Raw genomic sequence first — 21446 nt, 5'->3', positions numbered from 1 at the left:
GACGAGCCAAGGTCGAACATGTCGCAGAACGCATTCGCAAGCGGGTCGCCGAGGAAAGCATCGTGACCATCAGTGTCGGCCATAGTACAGTCAAAAAGGAAATGGACCCGGATGAACTGGTCAAGCAGGCGGATCAGGCGATGTACATATCCAAAACGACAGGTAAAAACAAGGTTACAGCTTATAAAGCAACAGAAGTGAAAAAAAGCCGAACAGCAAAGGCACAATAATTTGTAGCCGTCATCCGTATCTATACGATATAAAACGACGCACAGTGAACTCTAATATGAGCCTGTGCGTCATTTTATTGCATATCCTCATGAAGTCTCTCATGAAGTCTCCGAGGTTGCAGATGCCAAATCCCGCCCGATCCATGCCAGCTCCTCGTGGGTCAGCTCACGATAGCTGCCCAGCGGCAGCTGTTCGTCCAGCGTTAACGGGCCCATGGCCGTTCTTTTAAGATAGGTCACCTTTTTACCAACCGCCTCGAACATACGCTTCACCTGATGAAATTTCCCTTCATGGATCACAAGCGAAATATAGGAAATGACTTCTTTATCCGCCTGCTGCAGATGTTCATGCCGAAGAATGGTGAGCTGAGCGGGAAGGGTAACATAGCCGTCATCCAGCTCCACTCCAGCAGCAAACTGATGAATATCCTCTTCCGTGACATGACCCGATACGGTAGCTTCATACGTTTTGGGGACATGACGTCGTGGAGACAGTAGTTCATGCGCCAGCTTGCCGTCGTTGGTCAACAACAAGAGCCCTTCTGTATCTTTATCCAATCGCCCTACTGGAAAAGGCTCAAAATGTCGTTCCTCCGCACTCAGCAAATCCAGCACCGTCCGTTCACGCGTATCCTCGGTTGCAGAAATTACACCAGGCGGCTTGTGCAACATAATATAAATATACTCCCGAAAAACAACACGTTCCCCGTTCACTTCGATCTGATCGTTGTACGGATGAACCTGCAAGCCGCTATCCTTGATGGTTCGACCGTTCACCGTAATGATCCCTTGCTTCACCTGTCTCTTGATATCACTGCGCGAACCATATCCCATATGGGTTAAAACTTTGTCCAAACGCTGCGTTTGTCTGCCCTTTTCACTCATCTCCAGCCTGTTGGATATTCATTTTTGAGCATACCGTCCTGCCACTTTCCCCATCCGGCTGTATATCCATCAATACATATGAGAACGTAGCCTTTGGGCTGTGCGTCGTTCTTCAATGTGATTCGCTGAACCGGGATGGATAAGGTTTCACCCTTCAAATAACGGATCGCTTCAGCATCTGAACTGGAGAGGTTTATGCTTCTAACCGCCTCAGACGGACGCAAAGCTACCGCGAGCGGGTGTGAAGGGACAAATCGACCATTCTTGTCAGTTCCTATAAACCAGCCTGGACGCACTACTTTAAGGCCGTTCAGACGATGTGAGGCCAGCGGCGACTGATAGATGCGATCTCCATAGACGACCGTGTAGCCTGCAAACGATATCTCAAGCTGCTCTTGTACAAACTGGTGATAGGACTCCATTACATCATGTGATGTGCGCGCAGCCTTTACAGCCTCTTTGCCAGAACGGGACTTGCTACCCTCAAAGCCGCGTCCGGACGCTCCTTTACCTGGCTTCCCATCCATTCCTTTTTTATTTCGTTTAGCTTCTCCACTGGCATACCTGCTCTGTACGTTTCGAGTCAGCGATTCCTCGACAGACAAATGCTGTTCCCTACGTGGCCGTTCTGCATCCATATTCAAAGCCTTTTCTGCCACAGCGGCACGACTGCCCTGATGCTGCAATACAGCGATAAAATGCCCCTCGCCCTCTACAAGATGCGGCCAGAGGCGTGCCGTCCCACGCAGCTCAGGGTGGGCTGACGCAACCGTTTCACTCACCCATTCCGGATGTCCTGGTGCAAAGCCTGCTCCTGAAGGAACAGGAATAACCTCAAAATCAGGGTGAGCCGCCAGAAACTCTGCAATCATCCCCTCATTTTCCTCCGGTGCAAAGGTACAGGTCGAATAAACAATCCTTCCCCCGTCGCTCAACATCGAAGCCGCTACGCGCAAAATGTCTCGTTGCATGACCACACATTTTTCCACAGAGTGCGTTTCCCATTGCTTCGCCATGTCCTCATCCTTGCGGAACATGCCTTCTCCCGAGCAAGGCGCATCAATTAAAATCTTGTCAAAAAAATGAGGAAAGGCCTCGGCGATCCGGTCCGGGCTTTCATTCAATACCACGGCATTACGCACACCGTATAATTCCACATTTTTAGCCAACGCTTTGGTTCGTTCCGCGCTAATATCATTCGTTACCAATACACCGCTTCCTTGCAGCTTGGCGGCTATTTGAGTCGATTTCCCCCCCGGTGCAGCGCACAGGTCCAATACAGTCTCATCCACAGCTACATTTAGCAGCTCTACCGGAGACATTGCACTGGGTTCCTGCACATAATACAGCCCCGCATGGTAGTAAGGATGCAACCCGGGCTTCGTACCGTGCGGAATGTAAAAACCTGTACTACACCACGGTATCGGACGCAGCTCAAATGGCGAAATCGCCTTAAACGCCTCCACCGGAATTTTTAATGTATTGACTCGTATTCCCGCATGTGGCGTATGCTCATAAGCAGCCATAAAAGCTTCAAATTCGTCACCGAGCAGTTGCTCCATGCGCTTCACAAATGCTGTAGGAAGCTGTACACCCATAATCGTAATCATCCTGTCCTGTTAAAATAAAATTTATTGTACCATAATCAATCCGTTATGCCGCAATATTTCTGTGTTTTACAAACTTTCACTACACGCTGTAATGTTGTATAATAATGAGATTCTTAGCTACATAATTTGAATTTTGATAGGAGAGATTATATTGAACGCCCAAAAATCCAACAAAAAAAAGCTTATACCTGTCATCGGCTTTTTTGTTGTGCTGGCCATTTTGATTGGAGTGCTGCTTGCTTTAAATTCAGGTTCTAAAAACGAGCTGTATGGCGTGCCCACAGCTTCTTTAAAGCCAGCCACTCAAGAACTGCTGAATGATCCGAACTATCAGCAGATTATTAAGCCAGAAGATCTGCAAAGCAAAATTGATAATAAAGAAAGCTTTTTCGTATATCATTTTGCCTCCGACTGTGTTCATTGCCGCGCCACTACTCCCCAACTGATGCCTTTGAGCAAGCAGGAGAACATTACGATGCACGAGTTTAATCTGCGTGAGTATGAAGACGGCTGGGACAAGTACAACATTGAATATACCCCAACGCTCGTTTATTATGAAAAAGGCGTTGAAAAAGATCGCATGGTCGGCGGCTTGAAGGAAAACCCTTCCGACAACGGCTTTACATTAGATGATTTCAAAACTTTTTTTGAAAAATATAAAAAGAACGTGACCTCCTAGAGGACGTTCGCATATTCTGGAACGATAAAGTAGCCCGATCCCCTCAAAATGGATCGGGCTGCTTGCTTTTTATGATGCGCTTCGAATTACGTCGCGTCCTTCGTTTCGGGCGAGGCTATGCAGGAGTCGTCAGCGCCCAGTCTGCGCCTGATTGAAGCTTCCAGCGCCTGCTGACGCTGCTTATGCTTTTCCCCACGCTGCGGGCTTCGCTGCTGCGGGATATTGGCGGGAATGAGCGCCGATGCATTCTCTACGGCCTGCCGTAACGCGGTCTCGACGATTTCAATCGTCAGATCCCTATAAACTGGTGGCCGATGTTGAAGGTCTTCCTTGACAGCGGCAACAAATTCGGCTAGCTGACGGGCACAAACACGTGCTTCGTCCACCAGCTTCGCCATATTAATGCCCAGCGCCTGCGGTGGAGCATGTTCCAGCCTGTGTACCGCACTGTCCAGCATCATATGCCCACCACGATAGTTCCCATTGCGAAAATGAAACAGCCCAACAGCTATTTGCAGTAAACCTTTATATACAGGGTCACGGTCCAGCTTAAGCCACAGCTCTTCCAGTACCTCATGACATTCAAAATAATCCCGATCCCGATTGAAGTATACCAAGTATGTCACGTACAACGGTTCATAGGAAAGGTTCACCATTCATTGTTCATCCCTGTCTTCTTCCTTGGTTGAGGATTCCAGCATCTGCTTGACTTCATCGTGAAGCTGCTTGATTCCTTCCATATCGTGTTGCTCCCACAGCTCATTAAACCTGCGCTGTGCATCAATCGTTTCGCTAATCTTATGGTAAAAATACAAGCGATGCATACCTGTCAGCACTTTGGAAACGATATTTGCTTCATCCTCAAATTTTTTCTGTGCTTCTAATATTTCAAGGCGAATGGAAGACATCTCATTATCCAATACAAAGGCTGCTTCAGCGGCCTTTTTCAACCGTGCCCGCATTTCATCCGGCAAGCTTTCACGATACTTATAGCTGAGTGAGTGCTCGATGGTGGCCCAGAAATTCATAGCCAATGTACGGATCTGAATTTCCGCCAGCACAATTTTCAATCCCAGCGCCGTTTGCACCGGATATTCCACAATCATATGAAAGCTGCGATAGCCACTATCTTTATAGTTGGTGATATAGTCCTTTTCATATAGAACAGTCAAATCCTTGCGCCCTCGAATGTACTCGGCTACCCGCCGAATATCCTCAACGAATTGACACATAATACGGATGCCCGCAATATCCTCGATTCCCGTCTCCAGCTGATCAGGAGAAACCTGCAATCTTTTCGCTTTATCGAGGATGCTTGATATTTTTTTAACCCGTCCGGTTACGAATTCGATAGGAGCGTATTCCTCGCGCTTCTTCAGCTCCGCACGCATTGTTTTGAACTTGACCTTAAGCTCCTCCACCGCCTGATCGTATGGCAGCAAAAATGTTCCCCAGTCTCTTCCGTCCATCCCCGTACCTCCTGTCTCTTCCGACACCACATTTTTTATCTGTGATCTGCACCAACAGCCTCGGTTATGCGTCTAAAGCCGTCCTTTCGAAGCAGTTCACGCAGACCGGCGTGTAAAGCCCGGTTGACTTCCGGTCCCTCGTAGATCAATGCTGTATAAATTTCAATCAGGCTCGCGCCTGCTTTAATTTTGTCATAGGCATCACGGCTGGTGAAAATACCGCCCGATCCGATAATAGGCAGCTTCCCCTCCGTCTGGCGGTATACCCGCCCGATAACCTCTGTAGAACGGTCACGCAGCGGCTTGCCGCTCAGTCCTCCCGTTTCGCTCGCATTTCGGTGTGTCAGACCAGCCCTGGATATTGTTGTATTGGTCGCAATAATACCGTCCACTCCACTGGCAGCAATCGCATCCGTCATATATTCCAGTTCCTCATCTGATACGTCTGGCGCTATTTTAACCAGCACAGACTTGGTTTCGCCATACTTGGCCGCCTGCACGCCCATCTCTGCCCGAACCGCTTCCAGCAATGATTTCAGTTCACTGCCATGCTGGAGCTTACGCAAATCCGGTGTATTCGGGGAGCTAATATTCACTACAAAGAAGGCCGCATACGGATATAGCGCGGATATACACTTTTCATAATCCTTATGCGCATCCTCATTGGGCGTGGTTTTGTTTTTGCCAATATTAACAGCGACCGGAACGGGCCGATGTTTGAGTGCAGCCAATCGTTCGGCCATACTCTCCGCTCCCAGATTGTTAAAGCCCATCCGATTGACCAATGCCTCATCGGGAGGCAACCGGAACAAACGGGGCCGATCATTTCCGGGCTGTCCGACAGGTGTCACCGTACCTACTTCCATAAATCCAAACCCAATCGAGGAAAAGCCGGCAACCGCTTCCGCATTTTTATCCAATCCCGCAGCCAGTCCAATCGGGTTGGGAAAATGAAGGCCGAACAGATCAACGGCAAGGTCCTCCGTTTCCTTGACTCCGTACATGCCTCGCAGCGTTGCTGCTCCGCCGGGAAGCGCCCCCGCGTACTTTAAGCCACCAATGACTACATGATGGGCCGTTTCCGGACTCATTTTGAAAAAAACAGGTTTTGCAATCCTTCGATACAACACGTTATCATCCACTCCGTTCTATGCCCTTGCACATTCCTAAAAAAACATCTTTACAAAATAGTTTAGCTTTTTCCATACCAAAAAGAAAGTAATTTGCGAGGTATGGCAGCAGAACCATTCAGTTGTCATAGAGATGTCATTGAAAATGTATAATCAAACCATTTACAATGGACATAGTAAGACAGGGTTTTAGCCCGTCAGAAAAGAGGGATTGCTGATATGAAGACCAAGCGCAAGCCGCCCAGTCTGCAAAAGAAAAAGGACGAGGTGAACAAGAAGGCGATTGTATGGACCGCCGTCAGCTTTGTTCTCCTCATCGTTGTGATCGTCCTGGTCATTGTTTTAGCACAAGCGGGAACCCGTTAAACAACAAGTAGCTCTTGCATCGAAAAGGTTAATTCAGCCAGTGGTAGGTTTTGCGGGGATTCGTCTGATCGTGCTTCGACTCGCTCGTAAATCGGGAATCAGGCACAAGCACTTGATCAGGCAATCCCCCAGTACCAATGACTACCTCCGTACCTGAAGGCACAAGAGCAAACAATTCCTCCACATCCCTCTTGCCCATGCGGACGCAGCCCAACGACTCATTTTTCCCGATGCTGTCTGGCTCGTTGGTGCCATGGATGGCATAATTCGTTGCAGACAGCTGCATTCCACGGCTACCGAACTCACCATTGGATTTACCGTTTGGATTCACTACTTTATCGGTAATTACAAATTTCCCTTCCGGCGTTTTTTCTCCACCCAATCCCACTGAATAATTCCGGAACAAATTTCCCTTCCGGCGTTTTTTCTCCACCCAATCCCACTGAATAATTCCGGATGAGCACATTGCCACTCAACAGTCCGAGCCTGTGCCTGGATTTGTCTACCACAATTCGCAGCGGCTGCCCCAGAAAAGGCCGTCCATGCAGCGACGATGCCAGTAAAGGACTGCTTTCAGCCGACGAGCCAGCCTGTTGATAAAAGCCTTCTTCATCTCCTCTGTCGTACCGTACATCATGTTATCAGGAAAATTTCGGGTCAGCTCATCAAGGCTCCGGGGAAGACGTTGATGCTGCGAACGAAAAGCACGCATGGAGCTATTCAGCACAGCCAGTTCCTCCTGGCCAGCAGCCCATTCCAGACCTGCTTTGCGAAGATTCTCCCTGTCCGACGGCTTGCAAGCACACGCAGCAGCGTCATAAGACTGAACAGCTAATCCACCATTCCCTCTGTTTTGCACACTGAGTAATGGCTGCATTCCATCTCTCCAAAGTAACCATGAGCCGCTTTGCTCCATGCCCAGCACGGTGGTTTTGGAGGGCAGGCGATCCGTCTTTGTCAGCATATCAGCAAGCGCCGTTTCAGCTCCGCTCCCTTTTCGACCTTGAGCCGTAAACACGCCACCAGCATTAGTCCCACCGAGCTGAGCTGTCTCCTTTGGATCAACATCCGGTATTTCTGCAGCTTTCACGTTATCGACTGCTGTGCGCTCGGTTCCGGGTGACACGGATGCGTTCTCATTTGAATGCTTCGGCGCATTGGCTGAGGGCACCCATATGAGCAAGAGTACCATGAGGGCAGTTAGCAGATGGCGTGCTCGGGCTGTTCGTCGCTCCTTCTCCTTGGACATCTGAACCAGTTTATCCTGATATTCCATCCATACGTCTGCCGGAATCTGTTTATGCTCGAAGGCTTCAAACACTTCCCCCGCGCGATTGAAGCAATAATTTGCTTTGCCCTCCTGACCGCTGCTCTCATACTCCTTACCGAGTAAATACCAGGCCATTTTATTATCAGGATGCTTTTTTACATACGATTTAAGATGAGGCGAATGGTCCATCGGATCCTCCTGATCGTGTAATCTTGCATACTTCCTATTATGTATATCGGTCGAAGTGGGCCAGATGGACAGCATAAAAAAAACAGCATCGACAGCATACCTTCACCGTTATACGGCGAAGGAAGCTGTCGATGCTGTGTCCATCCAAGAAGCCTACACTTAACCTTCTTTGTTGAACGGCTCGTCCGCAACTTTGATAGAATCTGTAGGGCAACCATCACAAGCATCCTGCATATCATCATACAGGTCTTCTGAGATCGCCTTGATGCCTTGGTTTGCATCTCCCTCAAAGATGACTTCAGCCAAACCTTCATCATCATAATCATAAATGTCTGGTGCTGTAGCGCCACAAGCTCCACAAGCAATGCATGTATCTTTTTCTACCCAAGTGTATTTAGCCATAACTATTCTCTTCCTCCTATACAATCAAACAAACCAGCTTTTGCATTCTATTCACATATTAATACAAACGAAAAATTATTACAAATTATTTTCATTTATCCTTGATGTAAAAAACACTTATAGTATAACCTTCTGCTGTTCTGCATAAATTCACCAAAAAATTCACTCAGGGGACGGAAGATTGTCTTTTTGCAGTGAAGTTCCACGCAGTTTGGAATTGCGAAGAAGCACTGAAGGATCATCTCCCAGCATCCCGGCAGTCAAAATTGCATTTTCACCAAATTTGTCGCGCAGCGCATCCATCGTCTTCAATAGACTTTCTTTCTTCGGCTGATCTTGGTATTCGAAAAGATCCAGCTGAACGGCCGCTTCCTCCTTCGGAATGAGCTGCTGCAGCGTAATTCCCAGCAAACGCACATGCTTGTCCTCTCCCCAATGACGACGATACAGCGCACAAGCTTCCTTATATATGTCTTCAGCACTTTCCGTAGGAGTACTTCTAATCTGAGAACGCGTAAAAGTTTTCATATCTGGCGTCCGAATCGTCAGCTGAATACCTCCTGCCAGCATACCGTGTCGTCGAAGCCTCCGGGCTACCTGGTCGCTAATGTTAAGAAGTACCCGCTGAGCCTCTTCCAGCTTCACCACATCCATAGGCAAAGTAGTCGTATGACCGATGGACTTGTTAGGTTCCCGTTCCGTGCTGACTGGAGAATGATTAATCCCGTTAGCCGCCAATTTGAGCCACGATCCTGTCACGCCAAATGCACCAATTAACATTTGTTCATCCGCCTTGGCCAGTTGCCCGATCGTGCGAATGTTCATTTGCAGGAGTTTGTCTGCCGTTTTGCGACCCACACCAAACAATTGACTGCAAGGTAGCTTCCACAAAATGCCGGGCACATCACGCAGACGCAAAACCGATATTCCACGCGGCTTTTTTAAATCAGAGGCCATTTTCGCTAACAGCTTGTTGGGCGCCACTCCGATTGAGCAGGGCAAGCCAAGCTCATCATTGACTCTGCGCTGGATTTCCTCTGCAATTTCCAGAGGTGTTCCAAACTGCCTGGAACCTGTAATGTCCAGATAACATTCATCAATCGAAGTGGCCTCCAGCATAGGCGTATACGAATAAGCAATGCTCATAAACGCTTTGGAATAACGACGGTACAAGTGAAAATCAGGCTGTATTACGATGAGCTGTGGACAAATCCGGCGCGCCTGCTGAACAACCATCCCTGTTGAAATACCCAAGCGTCGGGCTTCGTAGGAACAGGTTACAATTACACCTCTGCGCAGCTCACTACTGCCAGCTACGGCGGTAGGCAACCCCTTATATTTCTCCGGTTCCTCCGCTGCATGAACGGAACAATAAAATGCATTCATATCCACATGCAAAATAACTCGCCCATCGACCGGATAATAAGCACTGACATCTTTCACGCTCAACCCTTCTTTTACCTGTAAATTCACCCGTTCTTACGGGAATATGTCTCTTGGTTTAAATTTAGATCCGGATTCTCCTTCTATTTTACATGAGATTTTACATGAGAATAAAGACTTTCCGGCCATAAAATGATAATTATATATTACATTTGCAGTCATTAGTTGATATAATCGAGTATCATACGAACAAGGCAGGCTGACGCTTTCCTGTTTTTAAGCGTTAAACAACTAAACAAATCGGCTTAAAAAGCAAAGTTTCATTAAAATCTGAGCAATCCGCAAAGGAGGAGTCCCTCATGTCCACCGCTATTTCTATCTTTGATACAACGCTGCGAGACGGTACTCAAGGAGAAGGAATTAGCTTGTCTGCTGACGACAAATTGAAAATCGCCAAAAAACTTGATGATCTCGGTGTTCATTATATTGAAGGCGGGATTCCCGGGAGCAACAGCAAGGATATCGAATTTTTCAAACGGGTTCAAGAGCTGGGACTTCAGGCCAAAATTGTCGCCTTCGGCAGCACGCGCCGCAAGAATAGCATCGCAGCACAGGATGTCAATCTGCAGCGGATTCTGGAATCCGGCGCCCAGGCTGCTACGCTGGTAGGTAAATCATGGGACTTCCATGTAGACACCGCTTTGCAGACGACATTGGAGGAAAATTTGTCCATGATTTATGATTCCATTGCCTTTTTAAAGCAAGGAGGCATGGAGGTTATTTTTGATGCCGAGCATTTTTTTGACGGCTATAAAAACAACCCGGAATACGCACTCGCCGTTTTGAAAAAAGCAGAAGAAGCAGGCGCGGACTGGCTCGTGATGTGCGATACAAACGGTGGCACCATGCCGCATGAAGTACAGGAAATTGTCACTACGTTGCATAGTCAATTGACAAGATCTCAATTGGGTATTCATACACACAATGACTGTGAATTGGCAGTAGCCAACACGCTTAGCGCAGTTCAGGCAGGCGCAAGACAGGTTCAAGGCACTCTTAACGGATATGGCGAGAGATGTGGTAATGCCAACCTATGCTCCGTTATTCCAAATTTGCAACTCAAGCTCGGCTACGATTGTCTGGGTGATGACAAGCTGAAGCAGCTCTACAATACAGCCCGCTTTGTAAGCGAGGTGGCCAACGTCAATATGCCTGTGAACCAGCCTTATGTCGGCAATGCAGCCTTTGCCCATAAGGGCGGCATCCATGTGTCAGCTATTTTGCGCGATTCGCGAACTTACGAGCACATCGTTCCTGAGCTGGTGGGCAACAAACAGCGGGTACTGGTCTCCGAATTGGCTGGACAAAGCAATGTTGTGTCCAAGGCGCAGGAGCTAGGCATCACCCTTGATCCGTCCAGTGATGAAGCGCGTGGCGTCATTAGCCGCATCAAGGAGCTGGAGCATCAGGGCTACCAGTTTGAAGGGGCCGATGCTTCACTGGAATTGCTCATTCGGGAAGCAGGCGGTCAAGTGAAGGAAATGTTTTCGTTCGAGTCCTTCAAGGTGCTGGTAGAAAAAACAGCAGGCAGACCGGTCGTATCCGAGGCGTTCTTGAAGCTAAATGTCGCAGGGACGAGTGTTTATACCGCTGCTGAAGGAAATGGTCCTGTCAATGCACTCGATAATGCACTTCGCAAGGCCCTTTCCCAATATTTCCCTGCCTTGCGGGACATGCATCTGGCTGATTACAAGGTGCGTGTGCTCGACGAAAAAGATGCCACCACCGCCAAAGTACGAGTACTCATAGAATCCAAAAATTACGAAGACGTCTGGAGTAACGTAGGTGTATCCGAAAATGTAATTGAAGCCAGTTGGGAAGCTCTCCTGGACAGCTTCCGTTATGCGTTGCTGGAAGCACCGATTCCCAAAAACGAGCAGGCAGACCTTACTCACCAGGGATTAATTAACCACTAATCCTAATCAGACGAAGGAATGCTTCTAAAAGGTGTCTTTAGGACCTATCGGGACCTCAAAGACACCTTCTTTTTTTGAAGCATCTGTATTTTACGATCCAATTCCTGCTCACTCAGCATGCCGATGATAATTTCGTGCACCTGTCCATGATGATCAACCAATACATGAGTCGGAAACGCTGCTCCCCCAAACCGTTCAAATAATGCCCCTTGCTCATCAAGCAAAATCGGAAATTGCAGGCCCAAAGCGCGGGAAAATTTCTGCACATCCTCCAGTCGATCATAGCGAGTTACATTGATCCCATATACATCTACATCTTGTTTGTACTTGCGATACAACTCATTTAGCATAGGCGCTTCCACACGGCACGGATCACACCATGAAGCCCAAAAGCTAATAACCAGCGGTTTGTTGCGTGTAGCCCCCACATCGTAGGAGTTACCGTTTAAACCCTTTAAAATCATAGTTGGAAGCCGTTGACCAGGTTTTAGCTTTTTGATTTCCCCATCCTTATATCCCTCCTGGGAAAGTACATTTTTAATGGGCAGACTTGTTGCATAAGCCACGTTTGCAATAACTCCCCATGCAGTCGCTCCCACAACCAGCATAGCTATCCCTAATCTCATACAATCAAGCCTTTTCACAATCCAATCACCTGACTTTCATTAAACTTACCTTGAACTTCTCCATAGGATACCCAGTCTGCTCCCAACTCTAACCTTCCCCATCTGCATATGTGCACAAAAAAAACAGCAAACCCACGAACAGTCGCGGACTTGCTGTTTTTGTGCAACCTGAGCGCTAGCGACGTACACGAGATCAGGCATGACTTAAATGTGCATAAACATCTGCCAAGTTAGTCACATTACGCTCTAGCATTTCCTGTACATACGCCACCCACAGCTTAGCTGTCATTTTTGCATCCTCTAACGCATGATGCCGCCCCTCAATCGGAATGCTTTGATAGGTCAGCAATTCATCCAGGCTATACGTTTGGTGCTGTTGCGGCTCAAGCCACTTGGCAAGCATCATCGTATCGAGAACTCGGTGAGTCAGCTGAACTTTAGATGTTTTCCATAAAGCAGCATTCAAAAAAGCCTTGTCATGAGCGCTGGCATGCGCTACAAGTACACGCCCACCTACAAAGGACATAAAATCATGCAGCCCATTCATAAGCGGTGGAGCCTCATCCGTCATTTCCCGGGTAATCCCGGTTAGCTCGGTAATATGCTCAGGAATCACTGTACGTGGATTGACAAGCGTATAAAACTGCTCTTTTTCCATAATTGTATCCCCGACAACCCGAATCGCTCCAAACGATAAAATCTCATCACCATGCTGCGCAGAAAATCCCGTCGTCTCCAGATCAAAAACAACCGTCTCCAAACGCTCCAGCGGGGTCCGCAAAACTTCAGAGCGCCGCTGCTCCCGGGTTAAGGAGCGAATAAACGCCATCTGCTGAGCCGTAGGAGCCCCCATTACTGAAGCGATGGCAGACGGTACTCCTCCTCTACGGAGAGCGCTCCAAAAGCCGCCTCCCTGCGCTGGTTCCTTCATGGCCTTCTCCCTTCCATAAATCGCAACTGTCTTTGCAGCGCACGATGGAGCCGTCGCACCGTCGAAAGAGCCTCACGCAGCTCGTGCCAGCCCTTGCCTTGCTTCAGCGGCTTGACGGCCAGGTAGCCGTTGCTGATCAGCAATCCATCCTTTTCCTGCACCGGAGTTGCCGTTCGAAGCTGAAGTGCAATCCGAAAGGCCCGCTCACAAGCGTCCAGCAAAGGCAGCGGTGCGGCCTCCAATTGCGCCAGGCGTCTCAGTCTTTTCAGCGTAGAGGTTTCCTCTACTCCGTGCTGCAACGCCAGAAAGCGTACTGCATTTACCAGTGGAATATACAGCCCGTATTTCACATCAAAATCGCCCGCGTGCTCCCCAAAGCGTTCGGTGACGATCTGACCCAAAATATTAAGTGTCGCTTTATGCCTGACCGTGTTCCTGAGTACCGCTATAGGCAAATCGGGATGTTTTCGGAACAGCCCATAAAAGCTACGTTTCCATTCGCATGACAACTGTTCATCTCCAGCGATATGCCTCATATCAGACGAGATGATCAGATAACGGATCGGCTCCCAGGCAAAATCATCCGACCATTTCGTTAGCTGCTCCTGCCATTCAGACAATGTACGACGCCACAACGGCTCCGAACACATCACTTTCCCCTCACATTTGGGGTAGCCCAAATTCTCCAGAATCGCGGATACTCTGCGACCCAATTCGCTAAAATACAATTCTTTGTCCGCGGATACCATATCACTGATAATCATACCGTTATCCTGGTCACTCCATAGCGTCGATTCCGAGCGCCCCATGCTTCCGAAGGCTATAAATGCGTAAGGGACGGGAGGGGGGCCGAAGCCATCCTCAACCATCCCTTTTTCGCACACTTGTACAGCTCTGGCCGCGATACGGTCATGCATTTCATTCGCCGTTTGTAACCAGTCTGATAACGGAGCGGAGGCTTGGGAAGCCAGCAGCCATTTTTGAGAATCGACCCTGGCCTGCCTCAGCGATTCAGGCGTGTCTGCTTGGTCAATCGCTTCGGCGGAACTCACCCAAGGGGCCATATTTTGCAGTTCCATACTACCATCTCCTCCGCTCTCCATACTGGCTCTTTATATTCTACAACTTAGTTTACAATACCAGAACGCTTTTCAGCCTCTGCAACCAACTTCATTTGTTCTGGATAGCCGTACGTACCGTGTTCACTGATATCCAGCCCCATGGTTTCTTCCTCTTCTGTAACGCGAATGCCCATCATTGCTTTCATTGCACCCAGAATAATGAAGGAAATGACGAACACAAAGGCAAAGGTACCAACCAGTCCAAGCAGCTGTACTCCTAATTGTGTAAATCCGCCGCCATAAAACAGCCCCGCTTGACCTACACCTGTTACTTTTACAAGCTCAGGAGTAGCGAACAATCCTGTCGATACCGCACCCCACATCCCTGCAATACCATGCACAGAAAAAGCATACACCGGATCATCTACTCTTGCACGCTCAAACCATTGTGCTGTGAAGAAGGTGACAATCCCTGCTACGGCACCGATGACCAGAGCTGCCCAAGGAGCTACAAAAGCACAAGAACCGGTAATGGCAACCAACGCCGCCAGTACACCATTCAGCATCGAAGGAATATCTGCTTTTCCGTATACCATCCAGGATACGAGCAAAGCAAAAACCCCGCCTGCCGCAGCTGCAATATTGGTAGTCAACGCCACATATCCGAAAAATCCGTCATTCATAGCCGATACTGCACTACCCGGGTTAAATCCAAACCAGCCAAACCAAAGAATAATAACGCCCAGAATCGAATACACCTGATTGTGGCCAGGAATAATGTTCGGCTTGCCATCCTTATTAAATTTGCCCAGACGCGGTTTGAGTAGCAGCGTAGCGACAAGTGCCGCCGTAGCGCCCGTCAGATGAACTACTGTCGAACCGGCATAATCCTGCATACCCAGTTTACCAAGCCAGCCACCGCCCCATACCCAGTGAGCTACAACCGGATAAATCACGATGGAGAACAAAATACCGAAAATAATGTATACACTTAATTTTGCACGCTCTGCCATTCCTCCACATGCGATGGAAAGAGAAACCGCAGCAAAAGCGAAATGGAATAAAAACATAATGGTGATTGGAACATCCAGAGCGGAGAGAGAATCAAATGATGCTGCAGCATCAATACCACTCATAAAGAAACCCGTCAATCCCATAAATCCGTTGCCGCCATCGTTGCCAAAGCCGAGTCCAAATCCAAGTGCCCAGAAGGACAAGGCCGCAACTCCCGTAGTAAGAATCGTTTTACCAGCGACATGCCCCGCATTCTTCATTCGTGTAGAACCAGCCTCCAGCAACGCAAATCCCGCTTGCATGAAGAACACGAGTATAAATGCCAAGAAGGTAAATGCCGTATTTAAGCCTGCTTGAAGCTGCACATTTGTCGGACCGTCAGCAGCGAATGCACCTACCGGAAAAGCCAGTACCGTCACCATGGCCAATAATGCAACTAACCACTTTTTTCTCATGAAGCCCACTCCCTTGAATGTTATGTTTCTTTACATTTCGTGAAATTCTTATTGTCATTATAAGCAGAACACATGAAAGTTGACAAGATTTTTTTTACCATGTTAAAAAAACAAGCAATAGAACTTCTCATGTCACATTTACTAACTATAAAAGTAGCTTGTTTCAGTCCTGAAAAAGTATAACGTTTGACTGTATGGTTGAGAATCATGTAAAATATTCTTATTAAGCACTTGATTTGCAGATCGAAATTTTGAAGGTTGAATGAAGAGCGTGAGGTGAGGATAGATGGGGATATGAAGCTGTATCGAATTGGTGAACTAGCCAAGGCGGCTGGTGTCAGCGAACGAACCATTGATTATTACACAAAGCTCGGTTTGATCACACCTGAAGAACGATCATTGAAAAATTATCGGCTTTATAATGATGAAACCTTAAAAAGGCTTGAACGTATTAACCAAATGAAACAAGAGAAGTATAGCCTCGAGGAAATCAAACAGACGCTTATTAAATGGAGCTCGGTTGCAGGGGAAGATCACGTCACAGACAAGCTGACGAGTCTGGAGATGCACATGCAGCGTCTGGAGCGTGAAGTCAATGAGCTACAGCCTCTTCTGGGGCAGCTCAAGCCCGTTCAAGCTCGCAAGTTACTTACGGGTCTACTCCCGCAAAGCGCTGCTTGTATCGAAGCTCTGAAGTATTTGCTGGAGCATAGCTCTTTGATGTAGGTTCCCGGGCTGTATGATGAAACAATAATGGAGGGATTGCTTTATGATGGGTATGTATATATTGATTATTCTTGCGTTCGGATTATCCTTATGGGCGCAATTTCGTGTGAAAGGTACTTTTAACAAGTGGTCTGACGTCCCCAACGAAAATGGGCTGACAGGTTATGATGCCGCCCGGCACATGCTGGATCGTAATGGTTTGCATGATATTCCGATTGAACCGGTACCGGGTGCGTTATCTGACCACTATGACCCGATACATCGAGTGGTACGCCTGTCCGAGCCAGTATATTATGAAAAATCCATTTCCGCGGTTGCTGTGGCTTGTCACGAGGTCGGTCATGCGATTCAGCATAAAGAGCATTATCCGATGCTGACACTGCGTCACCGTATCTTTCCGATCGTCAACTTTGCATCCGGTATTGCACCGTTTCTGCTGATTGCCGGTTTCTTGTTCAGCTTTACGAACCTGATCGGTCTGGGTATTATCTTTTTCTCGGCTACGGTTGCTTTTCAATTAATTACATTGCCGGTCGAATTTAACGCTTCCAACCGCGCACGTGAAATTATGGTTTCTGAAGGCTTTATCCGTAGTGATGAAGAACGAGGTATCGCTAAAGTATTGAATGCAGCTGCATTAACCTATGTGGCCGCCGCTCTCGTTTCCTTGCTGGAACTGATCCGCTTGATTGGTATTTTTAACAGTCGCGACTAATCGCTTGTATTGCAAAAAAGGTTGTTCCTCCGCCATGTGATGGTAGAGGAACAACCTTTTTTTCTATCTATGCTAATACTCTGCACTCACTTGCGTTCAATCTGCTTTAGCACTCCCATTCGGAGCAACTGCACTGCCTTGAAGACCAAAGTAGTCCAACAAAAAAGTGCGAAACGATTTGGCAACGAGCGGAAGCTTGTCATCCCTGCGGTGAATCAAGCCAATCGTTCGCGTCACCTCTGGATCAACAATCGACACTCTTGCTGGCTGAAGTGGATTGGTCTGAAATAATGCCATTTCAGGCAAAAGACTGACCCCCATACCGGCTGCAACTAATCCGCGAATTGTATCCGTCTCCTCACCTTCAAAAGCGATATCCGGCGTAAAACCAGCCTCCAGACAAGCCTGCCATACAATCGGACGCAGTGAATATCCATCTCTGAACAGGATAAACTTCTCACCTTTAAGCTGACTTAGCGTGATATGTTTGGCTGTAGCCAAAGGATGATTAGGCGGCAGGACTGCAAACAACTCCTCAGTCAGTACCACGTCCCCCTCAACATGATCATGCCGATCCGGAAATGGAGATACAAAAGCCAAATCCACCTCACCTGCGGACACATCACGGATCAAACTCGGATACATCCCCTGTTTAAATCTGAATTTAACATTGGGATACCGCTTACGGAACTCAGCCACCACCGTAGGAATAAGATGAATCCCCAAACTGTGTGGAAAACCGATGCGGATTTCGCCCCTTTCAGGGTCCAAAAACTCATGTACCTCCAAAACAGCCCGTTCCAAGTCCTTTATAATCGTTTCAACCCGTTTGCAAAATAGCTGTCCCACCGGCGTAAGCTGCAAGTTGCGGCCTTTTTGCATAAAAAGGTTAACCCCCAACTCCTCTTCAAGCTGATGAATTTGCCGACTAACCGCAGATTGCGCCACATGTAGCTCCTCGGCTGCCTGAGTGACATGTTCTTTTTGCGCTACTTTCATGAAGTATTGCAACTGTCGTAATTCCACTCCGATATTCGCTCCAATCTGTTTTTCAACATCCGAAGGAAGATGTTATCGAACATCATCCTCATTATTCCCCTGCCTACTTACGATAAAGCTGTCTTTAGTGACGTTTACGTTGACCAGTTAATCTAACCATCAATCCATATAGGAAAAACCCACTGAGCAAGCCGCCAAAATGAGCGGTCCAGTTAATGTTCGCCACAGCGAAAGAAAACAGGATACCAAATCCGAGCAGCGTGTACAGTGTTTTGCGTGAAGCATCATCCATAAATGAGCGTTGAAACAGGGCAACGTACAGAAATGCACCATAGATGCCATATATCGCTCCTGAGGCTCCTACAGAGACAGTCGTTTCCGCTACCATGTTGTAATGCGCGATGGACATCACATTCCCTACAATACCTGTGACCAAATACAGCAAAACATAGCGCAAGGAGCCCAGCAAGCGCTCCAGCGGTGGAGCAAAAACAAGGATCGCGAAGGAATTAAACAAAAGATGATCGAACCCTGCATGTAAAAATATAGCTGACACATAGCGCCATAGCTGATCAGTGAAAGGTGCCTCATTAATCAGGGCGCCATACCGAATCAGTGTTAAACTATTCTGCGATCCCCCCTGTACGGTAAGCACAATAAACATCACAATATTGATGAGCAAAATCAGACAGGTCACCGGGTAAAAACGCAAATAACTTTTCCAGTTCTCATAACGTAAAAAAATCAAGGCAATCCTTCCTTCACGGGGTGTCTCCACCTTATTCAAATTGGACAATGTCTTTTATAAAAGATTATAATAGATTTCGGCAACGATAACCAATCTAAAAACCAAGGAGGCTATTACATATGGCACAAGAACGTACAGGAGCTGCTACTTTTAAAGGCAATCCATTGACTCTCTTAGGTCCTGAATTGAAAATTGGAGATCAGGCACCTGATTTCAAATTGCAGAAAAACCTGCTGGAAGCAGCTACGCTTCAAGACTTTGCAGGAAAAGTCAAACTGATCAGTGTAGTTCCTTCTTTGGATACAGGCGTGTGTGACGCACAGACTCGACGTTTTAACCAAGAAGCCGATTCCCTTGGAGATCAAGTCGTAGTATTGACTGTCAGCGTGGACCTTCCGTTTGCACAAGCTCGTTGGTGCGGAGCTGCGGGCATTGACCGCGTTTTGACATTGTCCGACTACAAGGATCATTCCTTCGGTGAAGCTTATGGCGTGTTCATCAAGGAATTCCATTTGGATCATCGGGCTATTTTTGTTATTGACCAAAATGACAAAATCGCTTATGTGGAATACTTGAGCGAAATGTCCGAGCACCCTGACTATGATCAAGCGATTGCAGCGGTGAAAAAACTCGTCTAAATCACGAAAGAATATTAAAAAAGCGAGTGAAGGGTTGCCTTCCTCGCTTTTTTTGACATGGGTCTGTCTCACCACTGCTCACACGTACAATTACTGCACGACCTTATAAGCGGACAGCTTCTTGTCAATCATCGTGAACAGCTGCAAAATGATACGATAATTCGCACCTAAGTCCCCCAGCGATCCGCGTGACGCGGAATAAATATCCACCGCACTCCGAACTGGCGAAACAGATAATATAGAAACAGTAATATCGACAGTTCTGCCGAACGCCGTTCGCTTCTCCAACGTAATCTCACCTACGGATGCTACCTCATGGAGTACCTTATAGCCAGGAATCTTTTTTAAGATCGATGTCACTTCTTCCCAAGCCTTGTCTCTCGATAAGTTATAATAGCGTGTCTTCATTTGGGGGTCCTTGACCCGGTCGCTTGTACTTTCTTGGCTGCGCACAATCCCTACCAGAGTCCTCTTCAACGACAAGACATTTCCTCCTTCACGATAATCGTTGCCATCATGCGGCACACCGAACCTCTTTTGCTGCAAGCGCTTTATAAAATACGATAAACAACCAAAAGTGAGCCCGATCATACCTGTGGCATGCGACCTTAGTGCCTCATGTCTTAGTTTAACATTGTTGCATACAAAAAACACCCTGTTTCTGCATAAAGCAGTACCAGAGTGTGTTCATTACGTTGCGGAATACCCGCTGATGCCGTTCGACCATAGCGTCTTCTGAACCTGCTTTAGCAGGTGGGTGATCGCAGAACAAACTTTTGAAGTCCCCTTGTCAGGAATTGACAGGGCTTTTCAGCTATTCATCCGTATTGATCTCCCTAGACATTGTCATTGGTTCAAAACAACAAATGACCGTAACGCGCATCGCAGGATGTGACCTTATTATAGCGCTTCTAACTCAGAAAGTAAATGCTAGGAGAAATCTGTTTTATTTTTGGAGGTTATCACTTTTCTTGTCCTCAACGCTTTCTTGCTCCTCATCCTTCTGCTTCATCTTTTCCATCTGATCCTGCATTTTGAGAAATGTTCCGTAAAAATTAAAGAAAGCAAACCAGGCAACAACACTGCCGATAAAGAATAAGAAGAGCACGGGATATTTGACCCCGATAAATATAACAACAGCGCTGCCGAGCATAGTGGAAAATACACGAAATGGTCGAATCAGCGTCAGTAAAACCGCATTTTTCATAATTTGTCCGATAGACATATGGTAATGAGCTACCATCGAAAAGAAGTTAAACATAGACACGAGCAGAATAATGATAAGAATAAGCATGATAACGCCTACGATTTGCAGGTTGCTGAGTTGTGTCATATAAACGGTATAATCCACATACATGATAACAAACAGCAACGTGTAAAAGATGCCCCCGATCAGGCTCTGCTTATAGTTTTCCTTGTAGCCTTTAAAGAAAGTACGAAACACACCGGTATCTGTGTCACCCATCACCCATTTGCGAACAACGGTAAACATAGCCGATGTGGCCGGGAATAAGGTAAGCGGTGCCAAAATAGCCATTGCCCAGTTCATTTGTAAAGATTCATTAGCCAAATTCTGATTCATGACAAGTAGTTTGAGTATGAGGCAGAACATAAAAGGCGACGAACATAACACCCATAATAAATTGGTAGCTGCCAGTCGGGTAATCCATTCCGTCAAGCGGTAAATACCACCCATAGCTCCTTTAAACTCCAATGCTAGTCTCTCCCTCCGTGAGCCTTGACAGTCCAAGACTCATGTTGCTATGCCTGTAAATTCCGGCTGTTGACTATATCATAACGTATTTCATCCCTAATGCGCCAGTGAATTCAACAGGTAGTTCGTCACAGCAGGTCCCTTTGCCAAGCAGGGGGTTATTGAGCATCTCTGCCACTAAAACAAAAAAAAGCCGAAGCTGGTATTCACTTCGGCTTTTCAATATATTA

22 protein-coding genes, 1 other RNA gene and 1 pseudogene are annotated in these 21446 nt (G+C 47.3%); 7 read left to right on the top strand and 17 right to left on the bottom strand.

Going from position 1 to position 21446, the window contains the following annotated elements:
- Nucleotides 1–230: GGDEF domain-containing protein (locus tag WG8_RS28215; RefSeq protein ID WP_007429844.1), on the top strand; the 230-nt coding region annotated here is incomplete at its 5' end.
- Nucleotides 231–329: 99 nt separating this feature from the next.
- Here the strand turns inward: WG8_RS28215 and WG8_RS09100 are convergent.
- Both WG8_RS09100 and WG8_RS09095 read right to left on the bottom strand, forming a co-directional pair.
- Nucleotides 330–1115: a pseudouridine synthase gene (locus WG8_RS09100; RefSeq protein ID WP_007429843.1), complete on the bottom strand. Its 786-nt coding sequence runs from the start codon at nucleotides 1113–1115 to the stop codon at nucleotides 330–332.
- Nucleotides 1112–2713 carry an RsmB/NOP family class I SAM-dependent RNA methyltransferase gene (locus WG8_RS09095; RefSeq protein WP_007429842.1) on the bottom strand — a complete coding sequence of 534 codons (1602 nt, stop codon included), beginning with the start codon at nucleotides 2711–2713 and terminating at the stop codon, nucleotides 1112–1114. Before WG8_RS09095 ends, WG8_RS09100 begins: the two co-directional genes overlap by 4 nt.
- Before the next feature lie 163 nt (nucleotides 2714–2876).
- On the opposite strand from WG8_RS09095, the gene WG8_RS09090 reads away from it, so the two are divergent.
- Entirely contained in the window at nucleotides 2877–3404 is a 528-nt protein-coding gene (locus tag WG8_RS09090; RefSeq protein ID WP_007429841.1) for a thioredoxin family protein, read from the top strand.
- A gap of 86 nt (nucleotides 3405–3490) precedes the next feature.
- Here WG8_RS09090 and WG8_RS09085 read toward each other — a convergent pair whose 3' ends face one another.
- The 3 genes from WG8_RS09085 to WG8_RS09075 are packed head-to-tail and all read right to left on the bottom strand — an operon-like array spanning nucleotide 3491 to nucleotide 6003.
- Complete coding sequence (locus WG8_RS09085) at nucleotides 3491–4060, bottom strand: DUF309 domain-containing protein (RefSeq protein WP_007429840.1); 570 nt, start codon at nucleotides 4058–4060, stop codon at nucleotides 3491–3493.
- Complete coding sequence (locus WG8_RS09080) at nucleotides 4061–4873, bottom strand: GTP pyrophosphokinase (RefSeq protein ID WP_007429839.1); 813 nt, start codon at nucleotides 4871–4873, stop codon at nucleotides 4061–4063.
- A 35-nt stretch (nucleotides 4874–4908) separates the two neighbouring features.
- A complete protein-coding gene (locus WG8_RS09075) occupies nucleotides 4909–6003 on the bottom strand; it encodes a quinone-dependent dihydroorotate dehydrogenase (RefSeq protein WP_043890940.1) in 1095 nt (364 codons plus the stop codon).
- A 219-nt stretch (nucleotides 6004–6222) separates the two neighbouring features.
- Between WG8_RS09075 and WG8_RS27370 the strand changes: the two genes are divergently transcribed.
- Complete coding sequence (locus tag WG8_RS27370; protein ID WP_007429837.1) at nucleotides 6223–6369, top strand: hypothetical protein; 147 nt, start codon at nucleotides 6223–6225, stop codon at nucleotides 6367–6369.
- 28 nt (nucleotides 6370–6397) lie between these two features.
- Here the strand turns inward: WG8_RS27370 and WG8_RS09070 are convergent.
- From WG8_RS09070 to WG8_RS09060, 3 genes and pseudogenes are all read right to left on the bottom strand, one after another.
- Nucleotides 6398–7828, bottom strand: a pseudogene (locus WG8_RS09070) (L,D-transpeptidase).
- Nucleotides 7829–7987: 159 nt separating this feature from the next.
- Entirely contained in the window at nucleotides 7988–8230 is a 243-nt protein-coding gene (locus WG8_RS09065) for a ferredoxin (protein WP_007429833.1), read from the bottom strand.
- A gap of 162 nt (nucleotides 8231–8392) precedes the next feature.
- Nucleotides 8393–9673, bottom strand: a complete 1281-nt coding sequence (locus WG8_RS09060) for a DNA polymerase IV (protein ID WP_007429832.1) — start codon at nucleotides 9671–9673, stop codon at nucleotides 8393–8395.
- 299 nt (nucleotides 9674–9972) lie between these two features.
- Between WG8_RS09060 and cimA the strand changes: the two genes are divergently transcribed.
- Nucleotides 9973–11589: a citramalate synthase gene (cimA, locus tag WG8_RS09055; protein ID WP_007429831.1), complete on the top strand. Its 1617-nt coding sequence runs from the start codon at nucleotides 9973–9975 to the stop codon at nucleotides 11587–11589.
- 44 nt (nucleotides 11590–11633) lie between these two features.
- Here cimA and WG8_RS09050 read toward each other — a convergent pair whose 3' ends face one another.
- The 4 genes from WG8_RS09050 to WG8_RS09035 form a co-directional block, all read right to left on the bottom strand.
- Nucleotides 11634–12233, bottom strand: a complete 600-nt coding sequence (locus WG8_RS09050; RefSeq protein ID WP_232289073.1) for a TlpA family protein disulfide reductase — start codon at nucleotides 12231–12233, stop codon at nucleotides 11634–11636.
- A 175-nt stretch (nucleotides 12234–12408) separates the two neighbouring features.
- On the bottom strand, nucleotides 12409–13146 hold the full coding sequence (locus WG8_RS09045; protein WP_007429829.1) for an exonuclease domain-containing protein: 738 nt from the start codon (nucleotides 13144–13146) through the stop codon (nucleotides 12409–12411).
- A complete protein-coding gene (locus WG8_RS09040) occupies nucleotides 13143–14225 on the bottom strand; it encodes a DUF294 nucleotidyltransferase-like domain-containing protein (protein ID WP_007429828.1) in 1083 nt (360 codons plus the stop codon). Before WG8_RS09040 ends, WG8_RS09045 begins: the two co-directional genes overlap by 4 nt.
- A 47-nt stretch (nucleotides 14226–14272) precedes the next feature.
- The gene (locus WG8_RS09035; protein ID WP_007429827.1) at nucleotides 14273–15676 is read right to left on the bottom strand and encodes an ammonium transporter; all 1404 of its coding nucleotides are present in this window, start codon (nucleotides 15674–15676) and stop codon (nucleotides 14273–14275) included.
- A gap of 294 nt (nucleotides 15677–15970) precedes the next feature.
- Here WG8_RS09035 and WG8_RS09030 point away from each other — a divergent pair, with 294 nt between their 5' ends.
- Nucleotides 15971–16402, top strand: coding sequence for a MerR family transcriptional regulator (locus WG8_RS09030; protein WP_007429826.1), 432 nt, complete (start codon nucleotides 15971–15973; stop codon nucleotides 16400–16402).
- A gap of 43 nt (nucleotides 16403–16445) precedes the next feature.
- A complete protein-coding gene (locus WG8_RS09025) occupies nucleotides 16446–17117 on the top strand; it encodes a zinc metallopeptidase (protein WP_007429825.1) in 672 nt (223 codons plus the stop codon).
- Between the two features lie 96 nt (nucleotides 17118–17213).
- Here the strand turns inward: WG8_RS09025 and WG8_RS09020 are convergent, their stop codons facing one another.
- Together WG8_RS09020 and WG8_RS09015 are read right to left on the bottom strand one after the other, a co-directional pair.
- Nucleotides 17214–18143 (bottom strand): LysR family transcriptional regulator, encoded by a 930-nt coding sequence (locus WG8_RS09020; RefSeq protein ID WP_007429824.1) that lies wholly within the window; start codon nucleotides 18141–18143, stop codon nucleotides 17214–17216.
- Between the two features lie 97 nt (nucleotides 18144–18240).
- Complete coding sequence (locus WG8_RS09015) at nucleotides 18241–18864, bottom strand: rhomboid family intramembrane serine protease (RefSeq protein ID WP_007429823.1); 624 nt, start codon at nucleotides 18862–18864, stop codon at nucleotides 18241–18243.
- A gap of 119 nt (nucleotides 18865–18983) precedes the next feature.
- Here WG8_RS09015 and tpx point away from each other — a divergent pair, with 119 nt between their 5' ends.
- Nucleotides 18984–19502 carry a thiol peroxidase gene (gene tpx / locus WG8_RS09010; RefSeq protein ID WP_007429822.1) on the top strand — a complete coding sequence of 173 codons (519 nt, stop codon included), beginning with the start codon at nucleotides 18984–18986 and terminating at the stop codon, nucleotides 19500–19502.
- A 90-nt stretch (nucleotides 19503–19592) separates the two neighbouring features.
- On the opposite strand, the gene WG8_RS09005 is transcribed toward tpx, so the two are convergent.
- The 3 genes from WG8_RS09005 to WG8_RS09000 all read right to left on the bottom strand — a co-directional run bounded on the left by WG8_RS09005 (nucleotide 19593) and on the right by WG8_RS09000 (nucleotide 21216).
- Nucleotides 19593–19985: a DUF1499 domain-containing protein gene (locus WG8_RS09005; protein WP_043890939.1), complete on the bottom strand. Its 393-nt coding sequence runs from the start codon at nucleotides 19983–19985 to the stop codon at nucleotides 19593–19595.
- 216 nt (nucleotides 19986–20201) lie between these two features.
- A non-coding RNA gene (gene ssrS, locus WG8_RS26380) (6S RNA) lies at nucleotides 20202–20396 on the bottom strand.
- Nucleotides 20397–20448: 52 nt separating this feature from the next.
- A complete protein-coding gene (locus WG8_RS09000) occupies nucleotides 20449–21216 on the bottom strand; it encodes a YesL family protein (RefSeq protein ID WP_007429820.1) in 768 nt (255 codons plus the stop codon).
- Nucleotides 21217–21446 lie beyond the last annotated feature (230 nt).

Origin of the sequence: Paenibacillus sp. Aloe-11, assembly GCF_000245715.1 — a bacterium.
In the GTDB taxonomy this organism is placed as follows: Bacteria; Bacillota; Bacilli; order Paenibacillales; family Paenibacillaceae; genus Paenibacillus; species Paenibacillus kribbensis.
This window is presented reverse-complemented; position numbering and strand designations above follow the sequence as displayed.

Bases quoted from the DNA above. Each gene is read 5' to 3' on its own strand.
- WG8_RS27370 (WP_007429837.1), top strand. From the start codon at position 6,223: ATGAAGACCAAGCGCAAGCCGCCCAGTCTGCAAAAGAAAAAGGACGAG.
- WG8_RS09085 (WP_007429840.1), bottom strand. From the start codon at position 4,060: ATGGTGAACCTTTCCTATGAACCGTTGTACGTGACATACTTGGTATAC.
- WG8_RS09035 (WP_007429827.1), bottom strand. From the start codon at position 15,676: ATGAGAAAAAAGTGGTTAGTTGCATTATTGGCCATGGTGACGGTACTG.
- WG8_RS09080 (WP_007429839.1), bottom strand. From the start codon at position 4,873: ATGGACGGAAGAGACTGGGGAACATTTTTGCTGCCATACGATCAGGCG.
- WG8_RS09030 (WP_007429826.1), top strand. From the start codon at position 15,971: ATGAAGCTGTATCGAATTGGTGAACTAGCCAAGGCGGCTGGTGTCAGC.
- WG8_RS09065 (WP_007429833.1), bottom strand. From the start codon at position 8,230: ATGGCTAAATACACTTGGGTAGAAAAAGATACATGCATTGCTTGTGGA.
- tpx (WP_007429822.1), top strand. From the start codon at position 18,984: ATGGCACAAGAACGTACAGGAGCTGCTACTTTTAAAGGCAATCCATTG.
- cimA (WP_007429831.1), top strand. From the start codon at position 9,973: ATGTCCACCGCTATTTCTATCTTTGATACAACGCTGCGAGACGGTACT.
- WG8_RS09040 (WP_007429828.1), bottom strand. From the start codon at position 14,225: ATGGAACTGCAAAATATGGCCCCTTGGGTGAGTTCCGCCGAAGCGATT.
- WG8_RS09045 (WP_007429829.1), bottom strand. From the start codon at position 13,146: ATGAAGGAACCAGCGCAGGGAGGCGGCTTTTGGAGCGCTCTCCGTAGA.
- WG8_RS09095 (WP_007429842.1), bottom strand. From the start codon at position 2,713: ATGGGTGTACAGCTTCCTACAGCATTTGTGAAGCGCATGGAGCAACTG.
- WG8_RS09025 (WP_007429825.1), top strand. From the start codon at position 16,446: ATGATGGGTATGTATATATTGATTATTCTTGCGTTCGGATTATCCTTA.
- WG8_RS09100 (WP_007429843.1), bottom strand. From the start codon at position 1,115: ATGAGTGAAAAGGGCAGACAAACGCAGCGTTTGGACAAAGTTTTAACC.